Source organism: Prevotella sp. AM34-19LB (genome assembly GCF_003468525.1).
Lineage (GTDB): Bacteria > Bacteroidota > Bacteroidia > Bacteroidales > Bacteroidaceae > Prevotella.
Genome location: NZ_QSIG01000010.1, coordinates 45,020 through 67,143, shown reverse-complemented (window position 1 = coordinate 67,143; position 22,124 = coordinate 45,020). Strand labels below are relative to the sequence as shown.

The window sequence follows — 22,124 nt, the reverse complement described above, 5'->3', positions numbered from 1 at the left end:
TAACTTCCCCACATGCAAAAGTTCAGTATAATAATTTAGAACACTCTTCCGAAGATAATCTTGATGAAAGTCTTACCTAGGATTCTGGCATCAAACCACCATGAGCGATGCTCCAGGTAGTAAAGGTCCATATCCAGGCGGCGCAACATCTTCTCCATCGTATCTGTGTATCCGTTATAGAGGGTTGCGTAGGAAGTAACACCAGGGCGAATCTGATACAGATTCTTATATCTAGGGTCATGCTCCATAATCTGGTCTATGTAGAACTTTCGTTCTGGTCTTGGACCAATAAACGACATATCGCCACAAATCACGTTCCAAAGTTGAGGAAGTTCATCCAGATGGTGTTTTCTCAGAAACTTGCCGATATGGGTAAGCCGCTTATCTTTTTTATGGGAACAGAGCTGAGGACCGTTCTTCTCTGCATCCACCGTCATGCTTCTGAATTTATAGATGTTGAAGGGGCGTCCAAACCGACCGATGCGTTCCTGCTTGAAAATAGCTGGTCCACCATCTTCACATCTTACCATTATATATATTAGAAGCATGAGAGGCGAAACGAGCAGTAAGCAGATTGTTGCTAACAGAAAGTCGCCAGCTCGCTTGACGTTTCGCTCCATAGCACTCATTCCATCTACTATGACTTTTGTCTTAACAATACTATTTCTCATATAGAGTTATTCCATTTACTATATAAACGTAAAGTTGTGCCATATATTATATTTAGCTATCCTTTTCTTTTAACAAAGCAGTAACTATCCAGTTTTCGCTTCAATAGCTTCAGAATGTATGTTGGCAAAAATAAAAAAGCAAAGTAGAAGCAAGCCTTCAACCATCCATACCCCAGAATGCTACGATAAACAGCTATATTGTATTTAGCAAGTGATATCTTGCTGCTGGATATGGAATGCTTGTGGCGGCAATACACTGCCAGCGGCTGGTTGGGGTAGGAATAACACACCTTGCAATCTTTCAGGATTTGCAGGAAGAGTGCCCAATCCTGTCGCTTACGCAAAGTGGGCATATAGTATTTTCTGCCCAGCAGTTGGGTATCATAGATAGCAGTGAGGCAACCTATTTTATTATCCCGCTTCATCATAGAGAAAGTGATTTTGGGCGGTGCGATATTGATGCCTACAGATTTTTGTTCGTTAAAATTAAAAATGAAGTATGAGGTACAGGATAAAGCACACTGTTTCTGGTTCATGAAGGCGATTTGCTTTTCCAGTTTATCCAGAGTCCACTGGTCGTCACAGTCACAGAAAGCGATGTATCTTCCCTTGGCACGTTCTATGCTCTTATTCCGAGCATATCCTGCTCCATGGTTGTGGTCAAGATAGAGCACATCCACCCGGCTATCCTTTTCCTCTATCTCGTGCAGAATATCCAGAGTTACCGGATCTGTGGAACCATCATCTGTAATCAGTAGTTCCAGGTCAAGATAGGTTTGATCTAGGATACTACTTATGCTGTCGGCAAGATATTTGCCGGCATTATAAGTAGGCATGATAACTGATACTAACCTGTTCCTATCCATTCTCTTTTATCCCTTTATATTATAACGAACAAAACTGCTTAATATTGTAAAAGAAGCAAGATGCTTTTAAAGAGGTCTTACGTAATCTTCTAGAAACAATTTGTAAGCAGTTGCAACAATGCGACTTACGTAGAATAGCAAATTATATTTTTTTATATGTGAGAAATACTCTTTTGTATAGAAATAGAAGAGCTTGATCTCCATTTTCTGCTTTTTGCGCCTATTCTCCTTGCTTCTTGAGGATGAGTCGTCTCTCTTGCGAATATAGTAAATGGCGGATGGAGGTGTAACGTTTATTTGTCTGATACCAGCCGATACCATAAACATAAAGAAGGAATCTTCGCCATGAGATAAATTCGTGCTAAAGCGAATATCCCCAATCAATGTGCGGGGAATAAGCTTGCAGCAAGCACTAGACAGCAGGCTGCGATGACGGAAAACATTCTTTTTCTTCCCTACATCATATCGCTGATAAGCCGAAGAGAGGTAATGATCTGTCACATTTTCAACATCTCCTCTGAAAGCAATCATATTGGCAACAGTGATTCCATTGTCGCAACTGTTTTTGGTTAATTGTTCCAGATAGTTTGGACTTACAAGATCATCATCGTCAATGAAAGTAAGGTATTTACCTTTTGCAAAATCTATGCCTAGATTTCGAGCAAACGAAACACCTTTGTGCTCACTATAAATCAAATGAACCTTCATCTTATAATTTTTCAGATATTCCTTTATATTGGCATAATAAGGTTCTTTGTCTCCATTCAAAACGAGACATACCTCATACGCTTCCTTGCCTAAAGTTTGCTGCTCCAGGCTATCTAAACACATCCAGAGTAATTCTCCAGGAGCGTAAGTTGGTATGATGATACTTATTTCTGGTGTCATAAACTATTTATTTCTCATTACACTTAGCATATTCTACTTTGATACCGCCAATTTCTGCTGCAATTTGTGAATAGGAAGAAGCCACGCTACCCAATATTTTTTTAGTCTTACTTAGACAGAATAAATCCACTACAGCGAATTTCATACCTTCGAGAGAGTCTCTACTGGTATCATCCATTAATGTAATGACTCTTCCAGGGAATTTATCTTGCAGTTCTTTTTTTACCTTCTCATCATCACTAGCCACATAAAACTTCACAGTATCTTCTTTTTCTATTTCAAGTTGCATAAGATGGACAAAAACATCTGTTGGTGAAGAATTGATAGAAGCTATGTTGTCTGTTCTTCTGATATGAACACCAATCGTATGTTTCGAGAAAACCGAGGTTATTTGATCAATCCGCAGCTGAAGATCTCTTTTCGGAACGAATATGTCCTGAATTTGATAATCCGTACACATAGGATAGCAAGAAATCAAGAGCAGGTTGCCCTTATAATTACTCTTCAACTTCGGATAGATATCTCCTTGTGTATAGATGCTATGATTGAAAACGACTTGCTCATTCCCCAACTGAAGGAACCACTTTCTCAAGAGATAATCCTTGGTTCCGTTGATATGATATAACCATTGTGTATTCTCTATCAGATGCACTTTTTCTATATGAATAGGTTCGAATAAGTCTGCAAAGTTTGCCTTGAGTCCTCTACTGTTGTTCCAATAGATGGATAGCGAACAGTTATAGTGCTTTGCTATCGCAATGGAAGTTGCGACAGCTCTCAGTCGATTGCAAAGTCCTCCTGTCGGGATTATTTTTATTTCCATTTTATTCCGTTTTTATTTCCTTTTTTATAGCATCTAAAAAACCGTGGCCATATAATGAGTCTGGTTCCACATAGTTTCCTTCCCCCCATTCGTTCCAAGAACGCAAGAATAAGATTTTCTTATCTTCCGGTTTGTTTCTAATAATTTGAAGTGCCCCTCTGATATGCTCCTCGAAATTCTGTGGGGTAGCGTTTATATATATCCCCTCATGCTTGCCTGCTCTTGGAGTTCTGTCCCATTGTGGAAAGAGAGTAGGGAATACATTGTTCCATTGGTCTTCGGGCATATAGAAATGCTTCATCACTTTCGGATAATCATATTTCAACGGAGGCAGAAAAGAAAGCTTCTTTTGTAATGCTCTTCGAATGATGCGGCAATATTTTCCTTGATACACCATTTCTGCACGGTTTTTTCCCATTGGATTAATGCCATCAAATCCTAGTTTGATAAAGCTTTCATAAACCTCAGAAGCACTGTCCAGATTAGGAACCACTCTGCTCAATGTGCCATCTTCATTGCGCTTTACGGTGGTTGTGGCTGAGCACATTGCAACGAAGTATATACCTTTCAATCCGCTTTCTTTGGCTAAGTCACGCCAGAGTTGTATAAAATGACGAACATCCTTAAAGTGGTAAGGGTCGAATATCAAGAACAGTGGCTTTCCATCTACGGTAATGTAGCGATGGTCTTTGAAAGCTTGAAGAACATAATGAAAGTGGGCAATATAATCATCGTCTCCAGGATATTTCTGCTCGCAGATCATCTGGTTACCACCTTTGTTCACCCATGTTCCTGTTTTCCAATCATGATTGGCCCATGCGAGGCAAAAAGGAAAATCTGGTTTGCCGGAATTTAGTACCTCATCGAAAGGACGCTGCAACAGGCGCTTTCCATTACCCATCCAGTAATGCCAGTAGCAGAAACCTTCTATACCTGCTTCGCGTGCCAACTGGGCCTGCTGCTCTCGAGTCTCAGGCAGACGAAGATCATAGAAGCCTAAATCTGCCGGTATTCTAGGCTGATAGTGCCCATGAAAACCGGACGAGCCTTGGCTACATTCGTCCATTCTGTGAATCCCAGTCCCCACACCTTGTCGTTTTCGGGAATCGGGTAAAACTGTGGCAGATAAAAAGCTATAACTCTTGCTTTCATTGTATTTCTTTATTTAAAATCTCACGATATCACCTAATCCATAATGAGGCAAAGCGAGATACATTTGAAATATTGATAATAATACCAGGACTGTTATTCCCATCCATTTCTGTTTGAATGTATATACGATTCCTGAAAATAAGAAAATGTTAACGATACAGTATAACTGACTGATTCTCAATGCTAGAACTGGGAGAAAAGCCAAACTTGTATGCAAGAACAGCCCTAGTGCCACTATTTTTATTACAACATTATAGTTTTCATTGAAGGCAGTGATTGTCTTTCGAAAATATAATGTGTAGTAAAACAACATCACGGAGACAAGGTGTACAGGATCAAAGACATCTATGTTTACTGTCATTTTTCCTTTTTCCATTGCCTGCTGGTAGATGGCTAGTTTGTTGCCGATAAGTGGAATATCAGTATTCAGCAGCATACTGATACCACCGAAATATATGAGATAGCTTAGGGGGATGAGTAACGCTATCATTATATTTTCTTTTCGGTTGAAATCTTTATTGCCAAACACGAGTGTTGGTAGCAGAGCTAAGGAGGAATAGTGGAAGAATGAGCCAACTATGATCAGCAGTAATGCTTTTCTTTTTTCTTTTTTAGCTATGTGGTACACAGCCAACAAGAATAAAGCAGACACAACTCCAGCTCTAATTTGTGTCATTTCATGCAATACAAAGTAGAAACTTATATATAACATCATTGGCACGAAAATGCATTGCAAGCTTTTTTTGAATGCATATAGCTTGATAGTGACACCAAGGAATGCATAAACTAAAAACAAAAGATGCACATTATCTGTAAATACATTTAGAATAGCAGATATCAGAGTAAACGATGGTTCTACCATACCCATCTCAGAACTCTGATAATAATGATGGAAAGAATACTCGTAATTTTCAGAATCAGGATCCAGACCTATTTCGCGTAATCCTGCTATGAGAACCATAACGAATCCCATCAAGATATATAGAAAAAATCTATATCGCTTGATGTAATCTTCCAGATAACAAAGTATAATCGTTATCAAAAGTACTGATAGTAAAATGTATCCCATAATTTATTGTTTCCTTTATAATACTGTTTGCCTTTTATTCACTACCTTATGAATCAGTAAATGCAATAATTTTCGTTCGGCTTCCGAAAAGCCCCATACGTATATCAATATAGACATTACCATGACTGAAGAAATCACGATTAGCCCAAATCTTTGAAAACCTGCTATCGGTAACTGCAGCAAGAACAGTTCCAACATACTCGTTATGCCCAGTATGAAGAAGGCTGGAAGTATCAGATGTTTATAATAACTTCTCAGCTTCAGTTCTGGAACAGCTTTTCTCAGCATCACCAATCTTATATTGTGAGCTATCAGACACAAGACTATCATTACGATAAAGATAGTATAAGAAGGACAGTCTAGTATAAACAGCCCCCAACAAACAGGAATGTTCATAATGGTAAGACTTTCTACATATAAACTATACTTTCTGATTTTTCCTGTAGCTTGTATAATTATAGTAATCGGATTATGTAAAGTCAAAACAATCGTATATATAATATAGAGTCTGCAAAAGAGTATGATTTCAGGTGTGCTGTATCCTAACCAGAATTGCAGTACATATTCCGTTTCCAACATCAAAGGTATTGCAACCAAACACAGCAAATACAAAATTGCCTTATTGGCATAAAAATAAAGTTGCTGCATATATAGCATATCCTGGCACGAATAGGATTTGATTAATGTAGGACGGAATGCAACAACTATACTATTGCTCAACGTGTTGATGGCATTGTATAATTGGTTGCCAATACAAAATGCAGCATTTACCAGTGGACCAAAGAAGATATTGAGCAAAATGATACTTCCCTGAGTCATGCCCATTCCAGACAAAGCACCATAAAATGTCCATCCAGAGAATGATATCAATTCTTTGTATAGCCCCTTGTCTATTCCTTTTGTCGTATATCTGCATTCGATGTATTTGCGAGAAGCAATCAGCATATAAACAACCATCACTAAGCCAGATTCCATCATCATGGCGCCACTATATAAAATAAGATGATCGATACCAAACATACAGATCAAAGCCGCAATCATCAATCTTATGAAACAATCTACAGAAGATACGAGTGCATATACTCCCATATCTTCATTAGAGAAGATTGCTCCTATATATGGAATCTGAAGCAAGGTAAAAACAAACGAGAATATAGAAAACTGGAACACCCAGCTTGCAGCCGACAGTCTATCAGCAGGGATTGTCATCTGTGTGGAAACAAACCAATTCCCTACAAGCTCAAGAACTAGGATTGTGATAATCGAAAACACAATAACTAAATTCACACTGGCAGAGAATATTCTGGTTAGCTTTTCCTTTTCACCTATCCCCATAGCATAAGAATAGAAACGCTGTGTAGCCATTGCAAGGACACTACTGATGCAAGTACCAGTGGTAACCACTCCGGTCACTGCATTGTAGATTCCATAATCCTCTGTACCAAGACCTTTCAGAACCCAGCGCACAGTATAGAGATTGACAATGGTAATAATGAGCATTCTGGCGAATAGCACCAAAGTATTGGTTGCAATTCGCTTGGAATAGTTGCTATGATTATGTTCATTCATTTTGCTCATTATTATTATTGTTTCTACTCTCTAAAAATCAATTTTCTAATAGAATATACTGTCACGACGATGAATGCGATGAATGTCATTCCGAGAACAAACAGCATTCTCTTTGGTCCTGCTGGCTTCAATGGTACAGATGCACTCTGAAGGGTCGTAAAGGCTGGAGTTTGCATCAGAAGTTTCGCCTGAGCCTGCTGTACCTGAGCTTGAAGAGTTGTGTATGTGTTGTAAAGCAACTGCATCTCATTTTCCATATCGTTGGCTTTCAGGCGGTAACTTTCCAATACCACATCCTGGTTGGCATCAGAATAACTGCCATACTGCTGTCTGATGCGCTCATATTTTGACTTGGCATCACTGCTCAACTTCTTGTAGTACTCTAAGTCTTTCTTCGCTTTCTTGGTACGATAGGAAGTGATGAAATCCTGAAGTTTAGCCTGAACCGTATCAGCAAGGGTTGCACATATCAGAGGATCCTGATCTTCTACGGTGATGGAAATTACATAGTTCTTCTTATCAATATTACATTTGATGTTTTTGCTCATAAGTCGGGCTATCTGATCCTGACGTCGGGTAAGTTGGAATGGATTAGCTTTTCCGTTTTTACTTACGGGTGTAGAATCAGGTGTAGCAAACAGCTGTTTTACGGAATTATACGCTTTAGACCACCAAGGTGTCTGTCGCTTGGTGGCAAGGTAATCATAATAGGTAGTATTGATGCTTCCATCCTTAGATTTCACCTTGACATCAAACATACCCACCATAAAGTCGTTGGATTCTATCAGCTCCGGGTAGAGTTCCGGAAAGATGGCATCTCCGTTTGCAGAGTTTCCTCCTATATCGAAGCCGAATGAAGAGGCTAGATCACCTAACGAATTCGAACTGAAGCTTGAGATTTCCGGAGCCAATTTTGCAGTACTTGCATAATACCTTGGCACACAGAGGATGAGTAGGCAAGAGAGTACGAAAGTGATAGGAAGAGCAATCATATACAGTTTCTTATGCTTCTTCATCTCCTTAACTATTGCCACCACATCTATTTGTTTGAGATGTTCTTCTTTATTTTTCATTGTTTATCTTGTTTACAAAAACCTTACTAATCTAATTCTTATCTTATATAATGTAACGTATGTATTGTTGAATTATTGTATTTTGGCGAATTTAATCTTTCCCATCCAGGTTTCTCATCCAGTTTTATAGCCCGACTTTTCGTAAGGAATGTTAAAGTAACTGCAAAAACTACAATAAAATGAGTGGTTATTCAGTTTTATAGATAAAACATTGATATGAAGAAAGTTTTCTATTTAGTTTCGCTTTGCCTCCTCACTGTAGCGTGCCCGCAATCAGTGAAGGCGCAATATTGTTGGCAGGAAGATGCGGAACCTACAAAATTAAGACTCGATAGTGCCCTGGAATACCGAATAGATAGACAGGCTACTTTTTCAAAGGGCAAAACACCACTTTGGCTCAATGCCAATCGGTATGGTTTAAGTTCTCTGAAAGAGGCGAATGCCTATCTGCGAGGTAGTCTGATACGACCTCTATCCACAGATGATTATCGCAGATGGGGAGTAGGTTATGGTGTAGATTTGGTATTGCCCACACATTTTACCAGCCGGTTTATTGTGCAGCAGGCTTTTGCAGAAGTAAGATGGCTGCATGGTGTGCTCAGTGTGGGTGCTAAAGAGTATCCGATGGAATTGAAGAACCAGACGCTTTCCAGTGGTAGCCAGACGCTGGGCATTAACGCTCGACCTGTACCGCAGGTAAGATTAGCCTTGCCGGAATATTGGACGCTACCTATTCTTAATCATTGGGTTCAACTCAAGGGACATATAGCTTTTGGAAAATTTACCGATGAAAACTGGCAGCATGATTTCACCCAGCGCAAATCCAAGTATTCGGAAGGTGTGCTCTATCATAGCAAGGCTGGCTATCTGCGAATTGGAAACGATGCCGCATTCTGCCCTTTGAGTATCGAATTGGGCTTGGAAATGGCAGCACAGTTTGGTGGCAAGCCATACACCTATGATGGAAATGGCGGACTCAAATGCAAGGCTACAGAAGGTGGATTAAAGGGAATGTGGCATGCTTTTATTCCTGGCGGTCATGATGATGGTGAAGGTCAGTATGCCAATATTGCCGGCAACCAGTTGGGGTCTTGGCTCATGCGCATCAACTATAATGCTGACACCTGGAAGTTGGGCGTTTATGCTGATCATTTCTTCGAGGATGACAGTCAGATGTTTATGCTTGATTATAATGGATATGGCGAAGGAAAGGAGTGGCAGAGCAAGAAAAGCCATCGCTTCTTTATGTATTCCCTCAAGGACATGATGCTAGGTGCGGAACTGAATATCAAATATGGCAGATGGTTACGAAATATTGTTTTGGAGTATATACATACTAAATACCAGAGTGGACCATATAACCATGATCATACAGTGAATATTCCTGATCATTTGGCTGGAATGGACAATTATTACAATCATAGTAACTATACTGGCTGGCAGCATTGGGGACAGGTAATGGGTAATCCGCTCTATCGTTCGCCAATCTATAATACAGATGGAAAGATTGAGGTGAAGGATAACCGTTTCATCGCCTATCACCTAGGATTCGATGGTCAGCCTTCCGACAAATTCGGCTATCGTGTACTCGCCTCCTATCAGAAGGGATGGGGAACCTATGTCCTGCCATTTACCAAGAAGCATCATAATGTAAGCTTCATGGCAGAAGGCAGCTACCACTTCTTGAGAAGATATACGGTAAAGGCTGCTTACGGAATGGATTTCGGCAGTACAGAGATGCTGGGCCACAATAGAGGATTCCAAATTACCCTGACAAGACAAGGTATCGTCAAGTTCTAACTTTATGAAAGAGAAAAGATTATGAAAAGAATGATATATTTGATAGCAGCTATCAGTCTGGTACTGAGTTCCTGTACCCTAGAGACGAGCGATAATGGAGATTTTGATGGATTCTGGCATCTGGAACGGGTAGATACGTTGGCTACGGGCAACTATCTCGACCTTTCCAAGGAACGAGTATTCTGGGGAGTGCAGCATAAGCTGATATCTTGTGCCTGTATTACCCCCACGAATATGTACAGCTTCCGTGGCTATTATTTCCGATTCGAACAGAAGGGTGACAGTCTGATCCTGCATTCGCCTTACAAGAACAACTGGCATCAGGATCATGGAGAAAATGGTGGTGATATTCCTGCAACCGTGGTGAATGACAGCATCAGAAGCTATGGTATCAATAATCTGCGAGAAGCTTCTACAAAGAGAAGCTCAAGGGCGATAAAATGATGCTCCGCTCTAAGATGTTGAGGCTATACTTCACTAAATTCTAGATTCTCTATAAAATATTTGGTATTTTGAAAACTTCTGTGTATTTTTGCACAAAATAAATATTTAAAACAGATTGTCATGGAACCAAAATTAGGAGATATGATGAAGGTAAATCCTTCTTTGACAGGTTTGACAGACTGGATTGAGGGCCAGGTTATTGATGTAGAGCACAATCCTTTTATGGGATTGGTTATTTCCATCAAGGATAATTTGGGCAGAATATTCTTTGGACAGTCTAAATATTTTAAGATAGCATAATGTTTGCATTATTGATGTAACTAATAAATAAGTAAATAAGATAAGAAAGGAGTAAATTATGAAGAAAAAGAAATTAAAAGTATTTGCTCTTCCTATTGAGGAGTTTGAAAAGAAATATCCTGTTAGCTATTCGATAGTAGTACCAGGAATTCCTGAGGGACATGTGGCAAAGGTAGTTTCTGTACGCCCTTACTAGACTTTTATAATCTCTGTAGATATGCAAAAGACTACCAATACGATTATTACGTCAGCCAAAGAGACAAATGAGGCGTGTATGGTTCAAGAAGTGTCTTGTATGACTAAAGAAGAAATTCTATCAGGTTTTGACAATGCCCTCCATGAGCTGAAATCCTATCGGGAAGGAAAGCTAGAGCTTAAAACATTGGAGGACTTGTTGAATGAGTTGTAAGATTTATACGTTTCCTTCTTTTTGAAAGGGAAGCTAAACGATAGAATAATGACTGGAAGAAGGAATTCGAAAATGAAAATGACCGAAAATGACCATGACCGGAAATGACCGGGGAAATAAATAAAACCGCTCCACCTATTTATATATAGGAGGAGCGGTTGTAATAGATAAAATCATCTCAAAAACTAATCACATGCAGATTTCATTCTGCTTTCCTGCATCTTACTTTTTGCTTTCCTGCTGCTACACGCAGCTGGAAACTCCGAGCGAAGTGGCTATTGCGGTGAGAATGCTGATCGCAATCTGAATCACCATTTTCCAAGTATCCTTCTTCATAGACTTCTACTTTTTAGAGACTTACGTTGTCATCGCCACCGCCTTCACTGCCGGTATTGCCGCCGCTGGTACCCTGGTCACCAGTGGTTCCGCTACCGCCAGCTCCCTGCGTTCCACTACCTTCAGTTCCGGTAGTTCCGCTGCCGCCAGCGTTGCTGCCGCCGCCCTGGGTTCCTCCGCCAGTGGTTCCGTCACCATCACCGCCGCCGTCTGGATTGATAGGCACGTTGAGGTCCACGTTGGTCTTGCCCTCCTTGATTGCCTTGATCACGGCTGCCTGAGCACTGCGGCTAGCCACGAGGTTGAATTCTGCGTCGTCGAGCAGGTTCTTGAACTGCTGTCCAGGCTCCCACTGAACCTTCACGTTGGTGATGTTCTGCGCCGTAAACTTGTCGGCAGTCTCTGCACCCTTGGAGCCGAGCAGGAGAGAGAAATCGCCCAGATCGCCCAGACGGATCTTCTTGCCCTCCAGCAGCATCTCTCTCATGCAGTCCACTGCCATGTAGAGGATGGCGCTGATGTCAGCTCTAGAATACACACTGCCGTGAGAAGTGATGTGCTTGGCAAACTTCTCGATGGTCATCACATCGGTGTACTGCGAGATGGCGAACGCATTCTGCTTCTCGGTCTTCACCAGGTCGGTGTCCTTCTTGTCCGGCTCCTTGCCGTCCTTCTTAGCCTGGTTGATACGTGACTTTGCCTGGTTGATCTCAAGGAGGTTTGCGTTCACGCTGCGCATTACGATGCTGTAGTTAATCATACTCTGTTCTGTGTTTAAGAGTTCACTGAATCACAACTACCCGGAAAGCCCGTTTCCTTGTGCTTTTGGGGGTCTTAATAGATGACCGGCGCCTGCCATCATTTAAGCCCAGCCTCGGTCTTCATAGATGACCGTTTTTCGGCACAATAGACTGTTCCTTCGATTGCCGGTGCAAAGATACAAAATTTCGAAAGCGAAATCAAGTTTTTATCGAAATAAGATGGTAAAAATGGCGTAAGTATTTGACAATCAGCTATGTAAGTAAACGCTATTTTTACACATTGCTTGCATTCCGGTCATCTCCGGTCATGGTCATTTTCGGTCATTTTCAAAATCCACTTCGGTCATTTTAATCTATAGTATAATATAAATATTATTTATATTATACTATAGGGGAGATTTGCGCCCCCGAAACGAAAATGACCGAAAATGACCATGACCGAAAATGACCGGATAGAGGGTTCCAAGGATGCTCTACCTGAGGTTTTGTTGGTCTATATAAAATACTGATTATTAATATGGTATGTTCGTTTTGCGTATTACTGCTTCAATGTTCTTTGCTTGCGTAATCTTTACATTTCTCGTGCGTTTTTCATATTCGTCAGTCACACTCAGTATCAGATTACCTGCGAATTTGTAAAACATATTCCAAAAATCAATCATTTTCGCCCCTCCAACCTGCTTTTCACCTCTGTATTTTTACCCTTCTGCGGGGGTAAAAATGCCATCGGAGGCACATTTTTAGTGCTCCGAGAGCCCAATTCTACTAATCATTTTGCGAAAAACCATTTTTTCTCTCTTCCACTATTCCGCCCAGATAATGCAATCTTTCATAACATAGATAACATAAGCATATTTTGTAAAATACTGAAAATATGCAAGATATGTGGATATTGAGTATAATATAATTATTAATGTTTTGAGCGTTCAAAAAAAGCTATGAAAATCCTACTTTTTTCGTATTTTTGAAGGATTTTCTCATGTTTTTTGTGTTAATCTATATAATTATGCCCGATTTCTCGCAATTATTTTGTAACTTTGGGGGCGAATTCTGTGCATGGTGCGCAGAATAACATAAATATTTAAAAATATACAGTGATGACAGAACAACAGAAACAAGCCATTATAGAAAGTGGAAAGCAATATTTCCGCTCTATTATCATACCTAATCATTTGAAGAATCTGAATAAGCTTCATCTGAGCAGTTTTGATATTAATCCGTTTCTTATCAATTATCTTGCAGCTTTCTTATGTGGAGATACGCAACCAATTAGTTTGGCCAAAGCTCTAGTCTATCCACGTATCCTTGGCACAAGTCTTAGTACAAGTTTCGGTCAGAATGTTCAGGTGTTTATTGCTCAACTCCAGGAGGTAGTTGGTGGAGCATCTGGCATTGATGGTATAGATATTGAATTCGTTGATGCAATTGATGGTCGCCGTAAATACTGTCAATGTAAGGCGGGTCCAAAAACAATCAATAAGGATGATATTACCACAATTTTAAGTCATTTTAAATATCTTCTAAACAAGTCAAGACTGGACAGAATGGGGTTGCAGTTTGATGATCTTGTAGTAGGGGTATTGTATGGTGAAAAAGAAAACATATCAGCTTTCTATAAGGCGATAGATACGCATTATCCTGTATTGTGCGGTGCAGATTTTTGGATGCATCTTACTGGCGATGAAAACTTTTATCATCGTTTGGCCAAGGCTTTTGGTGAGGTAGTAGATGAAGATAGCATAAATGGAAGTGCACTTATCCTAGCCAAAGTGGAAGAAATCGCAGAGGAAATCAGAGAGAAAGGTGGGTTGTAACTATGACTTTTATATCGGAAAATAATTTAGCAGCACTTATTGGAACCTCCAATCGTACGGTTCAAACTTGGGGTAGAAATGGGCTTTATCCACTTCGGATTCAGAATGGTATCTCTGGGTTTGAGATGGAAGACCTTAAGGTTATACCGGAGATAGATTCTATGCTTAAGAGTAATTGGGAAAACGAATCTAGAGTTATTCCTGTGCGACAATTCAATTCAGTAGAACTTTTTGCTGGTGGTGGTGGTTTGGCTTTAGGCATGTCGCTGGCAGGTTTTCATCACGTGTTGTTGAACGAGTTTGAAACAGCTGCGTGCAAGACGCTAAAAACAAACAGACCAGAATGGAATGTGATAGAGGGTGACGTGCGCCACATAGATTTCACTCCTTTAAGAGGTAAGGTAGATTTTCTGTCAGGTGGTTTCCCTTGTCAGGCGTTTTCGTATGCGGGAAAGGGGGCTGGATTCAACGATACCCGTGGAACTCTGTTCTTTGAACTAGCCCGAGCAGTAAAAGAAATTCAGCCGAAAGTTTTTATGGGAGAAAATGTTAAGGGGTTAATCTCACATGAAAATGGACGAACATTTGAGACTATAAAAAATGCAATAGCTGAATTGGGATACACGCTTGTTGAACCTCGTGTGTTGCGTGCAATCATGTATCAAGTACCGCAGAAACGAGAGAGGTTGATTCTCATTGCAATTCGCAACGATATTGCTAAACGCGTAGAGTTTCATTGGCCTACACCTTATCATGAAGTATTAACTCTTCGTGATGCTCTCTACCAGAGCGTAATCTTTGATAGTGATGTTCCTGTTTCTGAGGGTGCACTGTATCCAGAGAAGAAAAAGCGAGTTTTGGCAATGGTTCCCCAAGGTGGCGATTGGAGAAATCTGCCAGAAGATGTTGCCAAGGACTATATGGGAGGTAGTTGGTTGCTCGGTGGTGGAAAAACCGGTATGGCAAGAAGATTGTCACTTGATGAACCATCATTGACACTTACATGCTCTCCTTGCCAAAAACAGACAGAGCGTTGTCATCCTTTAGAAACACGTCCATTAAGTGTTCGAGAATATGCACGTATTCAGACTTTTCCGGATAGTTGGAATTTCCAAGGAAGTATGAGCGATAAATATAAGCAAATAGGTAATGCGGTTCCCGTTAATTTAGCGTGGGCAGTAGGTCGCTCACTTATCCGGCTCTTCAATGATATTCAGAATATTATGCCTGAGGATACACAGGATTGTTCAGAAGCTGTTAGAGAGATTGTGCATAAGCAGTCGCAATTAGTTGTTGTAAAGGATCATAATACGCAGACTTCAACTGTTACAAATAAGTATCACGAGCTTAACTTCCTTGATCTCTTCGATCAATATGCACTTAATAGTATTGCTGATAACTGTATGGTGCACGAAGATATTAATTGGGAGAAATATGGTGAAAAGCCGCAGATGGAGCCTATGGTGGATGAAACCAAGAATGTACTCATCTCGCTGGTAAAGAAAGACAACGAGAAGATGTTCCTTGACGGCTCTGCCACCATCTACTATACAGGCAAGAAGTTCCCTGCATCCGTGGCTCTCAATAAGCTTTTCTACTTTATGCCTTATATTAAGGGCAAGGGAGTGCGCGATCTCTTCCTTATCAGAATAGCACGACTCGGCTACCGCAAGGAGGGAACGCCCGAAGAAGATAAAAACGATCTCCGACTGGTACTTGAGGTGCAGTTCGTAAAGCAGCTCTTTGATGACTACAAGCCTGTGGAATTGAAAATCTGGCGAACTTTTACTGATACTACCATCGGTAAACTGATCAGCAGACTTTAAAAATATAGAAGGTAAACGAGACTTTTCGTAAGTATCGCTAATCGGCGATTGAGTTAGTTATCGTCAAGGAAGGTTTATTACCAGCCGAGACATTTGTTTAATTGAAGGGATGTGTCAAAATGCTTGCTATCCGCAGAACGCATTACTAGGTGAATTATGACTTATAACACAGCCCCTTTTAAAAAAAATTGAATTAAAAAACAGAAAGTAAACAGATAATAATCATAAAAAGATAGACGCTGATTATCTGACACTTCTACGGCATTCAGAACCTGCAAATTCAGAAATTCGGTAAGAAGACGGTGACAGCAAGGCGTCCACTCCTCTACGGCGTGGGCAGTGCTTGTTTGTACCTTACCGAAGGTTCTTGCAGGTACCTGAATACCGGTGCTTACAGGGAACACCCACGCTGTTTTTCAAACAACTACATTTTAAACAACATTAAACAAGATGGAATCAGAAGACCTACCCAATACAGATAATCGTTACGTTTTCTGTCTGAAAATCAAATCAGAGGAAGACCTGTTAGAAATGGATGAGGCTACAGGAGAAAAGAAATACACTCCTATAACCATGGAAGATGTTGTCCAGTTTAAAAAAGAGGCTGAACATTTATGTAAGGAGATTCAATATGCTATAGAAGACATTCAATGGAATGCAGGAAAGCATAAGGGACTTACCCATTATTATCATATTTACCAAGACCTTGCCGAGCAATTGACAGATTTTCTTAAATATATTCATAAGCTCCATAAGAAAGTCTATATTACCATCTACAAAAACTATGATAATGAACTGATGGCTATCTATACGGAAATCTTAGAGAAGGTGCTGAAAGACATTCAGACCATCGCCCGAAAGCATTCAGACTATCTGCTGGATGTGAAGGAATATGGTCAGATACCCAGTGCTAAGAATCTTTTCAAGCAGTGTGAGAAGCAGGAGGCTCCGGCTGACGCTGATCTCTCTAACTATGAGTCTCGCTACAAGAACTTTATCTCTTGTGGATTGAAGTTGGCTTTGGAGAAGACCGTCACCACGGTTACGTCTATTTACAAAGACTTTACTGACCTGTATAGAACCCGGGGGTTCCGCACCGACCAGGAGGCTGTGATTATTTATCGTTACATCAAGAGAGATTTTGATGAGCATACGCTACCTGCTCATCTGGAGCATGTAGCCAAGGTGCAGAAGCGTCATCTGAAAGAGAGAAGAATAGAGATTACCACTTTGAGCTTGCAGAAAGTGATGAGTGAAGTAGAGGGGAAATTCAACAATTATACGCTTTGTTCTGTCTGGTTCAATAATGTGGAGGATGAGGAGAATGAGGAGGAGCTTGTCCACATGCTTGTAAGAGAGGAGGCTTCGCCCGGTGATTTTGAAACGCTGTTTAAGTTTCAGGGAGAGCATAATATGTTGGCGGTAGAAATAGCCAGGGCTGATGAGTATGAGCGAAATGGCGATTCTTTCTTTGCCAACTGGGTGGATCCAGCCAAGCTGAAGGAGAAGCTGGAGTTCTGGCTAAAGGGCAACATCACGAAGCAGCAGGACTGGTACATTGTGTGGTGTCTGATGAAATATACGTTCCACATGGTGAAGGAGGATAAGGACAAGTCTGCCTTTGCCGCCCGCATGAACCTGATGTTTCCGGAAATAGAAAAGAGGTGCGTGGTGGAGTCGTTCAGAAAGCAGGAAACGCAGATGAACCACAACCGCCCCTTTGATGAGTGGCTTGCAGATTCCGATCCCGATTATCATACCGCCCAGGAGCTGTATTATAAGCTGGAGAAAAGGGAGGAATATAAGAGAAGGGATTAGGGGGAGTTTTGAGGGAAGGTGCGATGCGAGGTCGCACCTTCCTAAACAATAGGGTAAAAGCAAAGATTTAACATTAAAAACTTGCATATTCTGTTTTTATTATTATATTTGCAACAAAGATAATAATAAACTTTAGAATTATGTTAGGTATCTCGATTTTTGCAGTAATCATGACTTATGTCACATTCTGCATTTTTCATGCTTTTGGAAAGATGAGCAAGCACATTTCCTCTTTCTCCGGCAAGAGTGAGGAAGATGCGCCAAGGCTCACCATAGAGGATATGTATAGTCCTAACAATAAATTGTCTTCATTCTTCAAAATGGGCAATTCTTATTCTATTTTGGTGTCAAATCACATTATCGACAAGGAAGAAATTGTGGTTGCCGATAATACCATCAATTTAAGAAATAAAGTTGCTAGGGTTTTAAGAAAATATGCAGCCCTAGAGAAAGAAAAGAATAAAGATATAGTGATACTTTAATATATACAGCCCTCGAATGTTTCTACGTTCGAGGGCTTTTCATGGTTTCGTTGCTCTTCTTAAAGTTGTCTTGTTCTTCCTAATGCTAGGATTTCCCCAAGTTATTCTAGATTTTTCCTAATAATACCAATTTTCCCAAAAACAAGGGATTTTTCCCACGAATACACCGATTTTTCCCAAGATACCCCTCTTTTTTCCCAAAATCATTAGTTTTTGGGGAAAAGTGTGGGAAAAGACTTGCAGGAAAATGGGGGTGTTTTCTTGCCATTTTGTTAAGATTATACAATTTTCCTTTAATTTTTCCCTGCTGAGCGTGTAGGCTTTTTATTTTTCCCAAGAAATGCCCGATTTTTCCCAAAATCACGGGTTTTTCGGGGAAGTTGTGGGAAAAGGATTGTTTTGCCTTGTTTTCCGCAGTACTTTTGCAGCGTCGAAGAAACAAGACAACGCCGAAATGGTTTGGTGATCTTGAAACAACTTCCGACTACTTTATAATATGAATACTCAGATTATGAGAGTGGTGAAGCAGGGCGAGGCTTTCGCCGTGCAGAGCCAGAAGAGCGAGAACGGCCAGATGATGAAGTGCAACATCGTGTTGCAGGAGATGGGCGGCAAGTACGAGAACCAATATGCTGCGGCTATGCTGGGCAATATGGCGCAGTGTAAGTTTGCTCCGGGAGCACTGGTTGCAGTTACGCTCCGATTCACGGCTCGTGAGTATAATGGGCAGGTTTATCAGGATATCCTCGTTACGGATATTGAAAAGCTGAAGGGATAAAAGTAGTTTTAGTTATTAACTGAGTTGGGACTGCGGAGGATCTTCCATGGTAAAGCGCGCAATATTCCACACGTTTCTTCTCGCAAATCAATTCAGAATATGAAGAAAAATGTAAACAATCAGCAGGTAAATAATCAGCAGGTTAATGGCCAGCAGGTGAATAATGGTAGCCAGCACGTGCAGCTGGGTGGTATGGCTTTCTACGATGAAAGCAAGTGTTTCCTCTTTGCTCCTAATGAGCATGGAGGGGGAGAGAAGGTGCTGGGATTCCGTTCGCAGGGCGTTGCCCAGCAGCTTTCGGATGGCACTTTTGATTTCGTGGTTAAACCACGAGTACGTTCTCAGTCTGTACTGATCAGAAAGCTGGCTCACGGTCGTGTGAGCAAGACCAAAGATGGAGCTGTCCAGCTCACCTTGAAGGTATTCTGTGATGAGGGGATTAATATAGGCAGCACGCTGGTGAAGGAGGCAGAAGAGGCTGCGGATGCTTTGATAGAATACCAGTTGAAGCGATAAAATATATGGATGTTCAACTTAATAATAGTAAGTAGAAAAACATAGATGAGCTGTTATTTGATAAGGGTGGAGAACGGGCACAAAGTTGCCCGCTCCATCACCTCGGAAGAGGAATACAGAAATATTCGTGGAAGCTACGAGCAGAAGGCGAACTTGCGACTGGCTCGCGAAGGAAACGATGGAGCGAAGCGAAGACTGGTGCAGTTTAATTATTCCGGACATTATCCGCAGGGGGTAGTGAAGGGTATGAAGCTGCCAAGCCGGGCTTTCGGCTTCGATTTGGATGATAAGCAGGATTTCGAGAAGGCAGCTAAGCTGATGCTGCAGGAGCCGGAAAAGTATGGATTGCTGATGCTGGAACGCAGCGCACGACAAGGTGGTCATGCGGTGTGTAAGCGAGAAATGGGCAAGACGATTCTCGAAAATCAGGTTAGAATCGCCAAGATGCTGGAGTGCGAAATGGATACTTCGGCTCACGATATTAACCGAGTTTATTTCACCACTTCGGCTGATGCAGATGATTTGCTTTACTTGTCTCCCGAACTCTTCAATGATAGTTATGAGGAGGCTGCCGTGGCGGCTGAAGGCAAGGTGCTGGAAGAGCGTGAGAAGTATGGGCAGGAGGAGCTGCCTCCTGGGGCGCATAAGGCGAATAAGCATTATAAGCTTGGTTGGAAGAAGTGGAGGAGAAGACTCAGAACCCTCTGATGAATCAAGCGAATCAGAATCCTCAGAAAGTTCAAGCCCCTCAGAATTCTCAGAACGTTCATGACTCTCAGAATCCTCAGAATTCTTCTAAGAATCAGGCTCAGTCTGTTTCTGCTTCTCCATCATCCTCTTCTTCACCATCCTCTCCATCATCCTCTTCATCCTCCAGCAATGATTACCTCGGAATCCCGTATTCCGAAATCATCCAGAAATGGTGGCAGATGTATAATGACGGGCACGAGCCTGTTCGCTCCAACCGTAACACGCTGACCTTCGAGCTTGCGGTGAACCTGCGTCACATCTGTGGCTTCGACCGCAATCTGATGGCTCAGATCATCCCCTGCTACGATGGTTTTCCTGAGCAGGAGAAGATGGCTTGCATCAACTCGGCATTAAACGAGAAAATCACCCAAATGCCTAAGCGACTGAAAGATGTGCTTGCTGCCATCCGACAGGAGAGAATGAAGATGGGGGCTGGAAAGAGCGGAAATCTAGAAGGAAGCGATGCGCTGGTAAATGCGCTGGACGAGGCTAATGCCCAGGACGATCTGTTTTATTACAACGCCCTGCCCAGAATGCCGCTGGGTGTAAGGGATTCGCTCGATGCGGTGGGTCCCGCACTGGCAATGCCGGTGATTACCGCCATCTGCCCAGCCATCGGAATGCTGGCTACGGGCGTCAAGGTCTCTGTTCACGGCAAGATGAACTCGCTGAACCTCATCTCCTACATCGCCGGAGATTTCGCATCCGGTAAGGGAAGCATTGACCCCGTGATTGATGCTTGGACTTCGGAGATAAAGGATATGGATAAAATGTACCAGCAGAAGGAGGATGAATGGAGAGCCAAGAAGCGTGCAGCGAAGAACAAGAAGGAGCAGCCGGAAGAGCCGAAACTGCCCGTAAGATGTCTGACGCTGAACAATACGGTGGCGAATCTGGCAGAAAGATTGGCTAACACCGAAGGCAAGCACGCCTTCTCGTTTACCCCGGAAGCTGACACCGTGGCTCAGAAGTGGAAATCTGCAATGAGCGACTTCTCCGTGATGTTAAGACAGGCTTACGACGGTACGAGCTACGAGCGTGAGGCAAGAAGTGCAGAAGCTGTGAATGTGCATATAGACAGACTGTTATGGAATGTGGTGATGTGCGGAACGCCTGATGCACTCTACCGTGTGGTGAATAACTATACGGATGGTTTTCAGAGCCGTATTACCGTGGCAAGAACTCCGGATAATACGTTTACTCCGTTGACGGATAATCTGTATGTGCTCACTGAACGCCAGCGCGACCGTATCATTCAGGTAGCCCATCTGCTGCCCCTGATGGAAGGCGAGGTAGAACTACCGAAGCTGGAAGCCAAGGGTAGGGAGTGGCTGGAACAGATACGACTGGAGACGATGAAGAATGATGACAAGGTGAAAGCCCGTCAGCGTTTCCGTATCTGCCCAACTACGATGAGAATGATGACCTGCATCCTGCTCTGCAAGGTGGCAGAGACGCTGATTCAGAAGCACGGGTTCCAGGGAGCTGAGAAGCTGTTGAAGCAGAATCCGCAGGGGTGGAAGGATTTAATCGTGAAGATGCAGACACCTACCATGATGGGGGTGTTCAATGTGCTGGCTGACTATCAGTTGGACAATGCGCTTTACTTCTTCCGTAGCCGCATCGAAGACGCATTCTCTTCGAAAGAATATTGCGGACAGACGACGTATGATCGCTCTCACCGAGGCAAAAACGACTCCATCTTCGAACGTTTGGACGTGACCTTCTCTTTCGAGCAGGCACAGCAGCAGAGTATTTCCGTTAAAGGGGCGAGTGTTACCAACGAGACTGTGAGACAGATGTTGAAGAATTGGAAGCGGCAGGGACTGATTGGAATTCTGCCTGACAAGCGTTATCAGAAGGTTTCGTCTATAGTTTAAATCCGGTCATTTCCGGTCATGGTCATTTTCGGTCATTTTGGTTTTCTTATTCATTGAAATCCCTAATGGCCGATTATGACCCCCAAAAATCAATTGTCA

Annotated in this window: 22 protein-coding genes and 1 pseudogene; 12 read left to right on the top strand and 11 right to left on the bottom strand. The window is 41.9% G+C overall.

Features of this window, described 5'->3' with window-relative positions; genetic code table 11:
* Positions 1-35: 35 nt before the first annotated feature.
* The 8 genes and pseudogenes from DW830_RS04905 to DW830_RS04870 form a co-directional block, all read right to left on the bottom strand.
* Positions 36-671 (bottom strand): sugar transferase, encoded by a 636-nt coding sequence (locus DW830_RS04905; protein WP_119249107.1) that lies wholly within the window; start codon positions 669-671, stop codon positions 36-38.
* A 56-nt stretch (positions 672-727) separates the two neighbouring features.
* Complete coding sequence (locus DW830_RS04900) at positions 728-1,537, bottom strand: glycosyltransferase family 2 protein (RefSeq protein WP_119249106.1); 810 nt, start codon at positions 1,535-1,537, stop codon at positions 728-730.
* 66 nt (positions 1,538-1,603) lie between these two features.
* Positions 1,604-2,425, bottom strand: a complete 822-nt coding sequence (locus tag DW830_RS04895) for a glycosyltransferase family A protein (protein WP_119249105.1) — start codon at positions 2,423-2,425, stop codon at positions 1,604-1,606.
* Between the two features lie 7 nt (positions 2,426-2,432).
* Entirely contained in the window at positions 2,433-3,248 is an 816-nt protein-coding gene (locus tag DW830_RS04890) for a hypothetical protein (protein WP_119249104.1), read from the bottom strand.
* A gap of 1 nt (position 3,249) precedes the next feature.
* A pseudogene (locus DW830_RS04885) lies at positions 3,250-4,400 on the bottom strand (glycoside hydrolase family 99-like domain-containing protein).
* Positions 4,401-4,413: 13 nt separating this feature from the next.
* Positions 4,414-5,469: an EpsG family protein gene (locus tag DW830_RS04880; RefSeq protein ID WP_119249103.1), complete on the bottom strand. Its 1,056-nt coding sequence runs from the start codon at positions 5,467-5,469 to the stop codon at positions 4,414-4,416.
* 15 nt (positions 5,470-5,484) lie between these two features.
* Positions 5,485-7,047: an oligosaccharide flippase family protein gene (locus DW830_RS04875; RefSeq protein WP_119249102.1), complete on the bottom strand. Its 1,563-nt coding sequence runs from the start codon at positions 7,045-7,047 to the stop codon at positions 5,485-5,487.
* Positions 7,048-7,061: 14 nt separating this feature from the next.
* Entirely contained in the window at positions 7,062-8,111 is a 1,050-nt protein-coding gene (locus tag DW830_RS04870) for a chain-length determining protein (RefSeq protein ID WP_147487214.1), read from the bottom strand.
* A gap of 216 nt (positions 8,112-8,327) precedes the next feature.
* On the opposite strand from DW830_RS04870, the gene DW830_RS04865 reads away from it, so the two are divergent.
* The 4 genes from DW830_RS04865 to DW830_RS15800 all read left to right on the top strand — a co-directional run bounded on the left by DW830_RS04865 (position 8,328) and on the right by DW830_RS15800 (position 10,851).
* Entirely contained in the window at positions 8,328-9,911 is a 1,584-nt protein-coding gene (locus tag DW830_RS04865) for a capsule assembly Wzi family protein (protein WP_119249100.1), read from the top strand.
* A 21-nt stretch (positions 9,912-9,932) separates the two neighbouring features.
* A complete protein-coding gene (locus DW830_RS04860) occupies positions 9,933-10,355 on the top strand; it encodes a lipocalin-like domain-containing protein (RefSeq protein ID WP_233544385.1) in 423 nt (140 codons plus the stop codon).
* A gap of 141 nt (positions 10,356-10,496) precedes the next feature.
* On the top strand, positions 10,497-10,655 hold the full coding sequence (locus DW830_RS04855) for a hypothetical protein (protein WP_233544384.1): 159 nt from the start codon (positions 10,497-10,499) through the stop codon (positions 10,653-10,655).
* A gap of 58 nt (positions 10,656-10,713) precedes the next feature.
* Entirely contained in the window at positions 10,714-10,851 is a 138-nt protein-coding gene (locus tag DW830_RS15800) for a hypothetical protein (RefSeq protein WP_158573442.1), read from the top strand.
* A gap of 456 nt (positions 10,852-11,307) precedes the next feature.
* Here the strand turns inward: DW830_RS15800 and DW830_RS15795 are convergent, their stop codons facing one another.
* Together DW830_RS15795 and DW830_RS04845 are read right to left on the bottom strand one after the other, a co-directional pair.
* Positions 11,308-11,400 (bottom strand): smalltalk protein, encoded by a 93-nt coding sequence (locus tag DW830_RS15795; RefSeq protein ID WP_153089932.1) that lies wholly within the window; start codon positions 11,398-11,400, stop codon positions 11,308-11,310.
* A gap of 13 nt (positions 11,401-11,413) precedes the next feature.
* On the bottom strand, positions 11,414-12,160 hold the full coding sequence (locus DW830_RS04845; RefSeq protein ID WP_119249097.1) for an HU family DNA-binding protein: 747 nt from the start codon (positions 12,158-12,160) through the stop codon (positions 11,414-11,416).
* Positions 12,161-13,258: 1,098 nt separating this feature from the next.
* Here DW830_RS04845 and DW830_RS04840 point away from each other — a divergent pair.
* The 4 genes from DW830_RS04840 to DW830_RS04825 all read left to right on the top strand — a co-directional run bounded on the left by DW830_RS04840 (position 13,259) and on the right by DW830_RS04825 (position 18,101).
* Entirely contained in the window at positions 13,259-13,975 is a 717-nt protein-coding gene (locus DW830_RS04840) for a PmeII family type II restriction endonuclease (RefSeq protein WP_119249096.1), read from the top strand.
* Between the two features lie 2 nt (positions 13,976-13,977).
* Positions 13,978-15,801 carry a DNA cytosine methyltransferase gene (locus DW830_RS04835; RefSeq protein ID WP_119249095.1) on the top strand — a complete coding sequence of 608 codons (1,824 nt, stop codon included), beginning with the start codon at positions 13,978-13,980 and terminating at the stop codon, positions 15,799-15,801.
* A 450-nt stretch (positions 15,802-16,251) separates the two neighbouring features.
* Positions 16,252-17,619 (top strand): hypothetical protein, encoded by a 1,368-nt coding sequence (locus DW830_RS04830; protein ID WP_119249094.1) that lies wholly within the window; start codon positions 16,252-16,254, stop codon positions 17,617-17,619.
* A 140-nt stretch (positions 17,620-17,759) separates the two neighbouring features.
* Positions 17,760-18,101, top strand: a complete 342-nt coding sequence (locus DW830_RS04825; protein ID WP_147487213.1) for a hypothetical protein — start codon at positions 17,760-17,762, stop codon at positions 18,099-18,101.
* 106 nt (positions 18,102-18,207) lie between these two features.
* Here DW830_RS04825 and DW830_RS04820 read toward each other — a convergent pair whose 3' ends face one another.
* Complete coding sequence (locus DW830_RS04820) at positions 18,208-18,438, bottom strand: hypothetical protein (RefSeq protein WP_147487212.1); 231 nt, start codon at positions 18,436-18,438, stop codon at positions 18,208-18,210.
* A gap of 159 nt (positions 18,439-18,597) precedes the next feature.
* Between DW830_RS04820 and DW830_RS04815 the strand changes: the two genes are divergently transcribed.
* The 4 genes from DW830_RS04815 to DW830_RS04805 all read left to right on the top strand — a co-directional run bounded on the left by DW830_RS04815 (position 18,598) and on the right by DW830_RS04805 (position 22,025).
* Positions 18,598-18,879, top strand: a complete 282-nt coding sequence (locus DW830_RS04815; RefSeq protein WP_118312308.1) for a DUF3127 domain-containing protein — start codon at positions 18,598-18,600, stop codon at positions 18,877-18,879.
* Positions 18,880-18,978: 99 nt separating this feature from the next.
* Positions 18,979-19,395 (top strand): hypothetical protein, encoded by a 417-nt coding sequence (locus tag DW830_RS04810; RefSeq protein WP_119249091.1) that lies wholly within the window; start codon positions 18,979-18,981, stop codon positions 19,393-19,395.
* 45 nt (positions 19,396-19,440) lie between these two features.
* On the top strand, positions 19,441-20,103 hold the full coding sequence (locus DW830_RS16335; RefSeq protein WP_233544383.1) for a hypothetical protein: 663 nt from the start codon (positions 19,441-19,443) through the stop codon (positions 20,101-20,103).
* Entirely contained in the window at positions 20,103-22,025 is a 1,923-nt protein-coding gene (locus DW830_RS04805; RefSeq protein WP_233544382.1) for a DUF3987 domain-containing protein, read from the top strand. Before DW830_RS16335 ends, DW830_RS04805 begins: the two co-directional genes overlap by 1 nt.
* Positions 22,026-22,124 lie beyond the last annotated feature (99 nt).

Bases quoted from the DNA above. Each gene is read 5' to 3' on its own strand.
- DW830_RS04905 (WP_119249107.1), bottom strand. From the start codon at position 671: ATGAGAAATAGTATTGTTAAGACAAAAGTCATAGTAGATGGAATGAGT.
- DW830_RS04900 (WP_119249106.1), bottom strand. From the start codon at position 1,537: ATGGATAGGAACAGGTTAGTATCAGTTATCATGCCTACTTATAATGCC.
- DW830_RS04895 (WP_119249105.1), bottom strand. From the start codon at position 2,425: ATGACACCAGAAATAAGTATCATCATACCAACTTACGCTCCTGGAGAA.
- DW830_RS04890 (WP_119249104.1), bottom strand. From the start codon at position 3,248: ATGGAAATAAAAATAATCCCGACAGGAGGACTTTGCAATCGACTGAGA.
- DW830_RS04880 (WP_119249103.1), bottom strand. From the start codon at position 5,469: ATGGGATACATTTTACTATCAGTACTTTTGATAACGATTATACTTTGT.
- DW830_RS04875 (WP_119249102.1), bottom strand. From the start codon at position 7,047: ATGAGCAAAATGAATGAACATAATCATAGCAACTATTCCAAGCGAATT.
- DW830_RS04870 (WP_147487214.1), bottom strand. From the start codon at position 8,111: ATGAAAAATAAAGAAGAACATCTCAAACAAATAGATGTGGTGGCAATA.
- DW830_RS04865 (WP_119249100.1), top strand. From the start codon at position 8,328: ATGAAGAAAGTTTTCTATTTAGTTTCGCTTTGCCTCCTCACTGTAGCG.
- DW830_RS04860 (WP_233544385.1), top strand. From the start codon at position 9,933: ATGAAAAGAATGATATATTTGATAGCAGCTATCAGTCTGGTACTGAGT.
- DW830_RS04855 (WP_233544384.1), top strand. From the start codon at position 10,497: ATGATGAAGGTAAATCCTTCTTTGACAGGTTTGACAGACTGGATTGAG.
- DW830_RS15800 (WP_158573442.1), top strand. From the start codon at position 10,714: ATGAAGAAAAAGAAATTAAAAGTATTTGCTCTTCCTATTGAGGAGTTT.
- DW830_RS15795 (WP_153089932.1), bottom strand. From the start codon at position 11,400: ATGAAGAAGGATACTTGGAAAATGGTGATTCAGATTGCGATCAGCATT.
- DW830_RS04845 (WP_119249097.1), bottom strand. From the start codon at position 12,160: ATGATTAACTACAGCATCGTAATGCGCAGCGTGAACGCAAACCTCCTT.
- DW830_RS04840 (WP_119249096.1), top strand. From the start codon at position 13,259: ATGACAGAACAACAGAAACAAGCCATTATAGAAAGTGGAAAGCAATAT.
- DW830_RS04835 (WP_119249095.1), top strand. From the start codon at position 13,978: ATGACTTTTATATCGGAAAATAATTTAGCAGCACTTATTGGAACCTCC.
- DW830_RS04830 (WP_119249094.1), top strand. From the start codon at position 16,252: ATGGAATCAGAAGACCTACCCAATACAGATAATCGTTACGTTTTCTGT.
- DW830_RS04825 (WP_147487213.1), top strand. From the start codon at position 17,760: ATGTTAGGTATCTCGATTTTTGCAGTAATCATGACTTATGTCACATTC.
- DW830_RS04815 (WP_118312308.1), top strand. From the start codon at position 18,598: ATGAATACTCAGATTATGAGAGTGGTGAAGCAGGGCGAGGCTTTCGCC.
- DW830_RS04810 (WP_119249091.1), top strand. From the start codon at position 18,979: ATGAAGAAAAATGTAAACAATCAGCAGGTAAATAATCAGCAGGTTAAT.
- DW830_RS16335 (WP_233544383.1), top strand. From the start codon at position 19,441: ATGAGCTGTTATTTGATAAGGGTGGAGAACGGGCACAAAGTTGCCCGC.
- DW830_RS04805 (WP_233544382.1), top strand. From the start codon at position 20,103: ATGAATCAAGCGAATCAGAATCCTCAGAAAGTTCAAGCCCCTCAGAAT.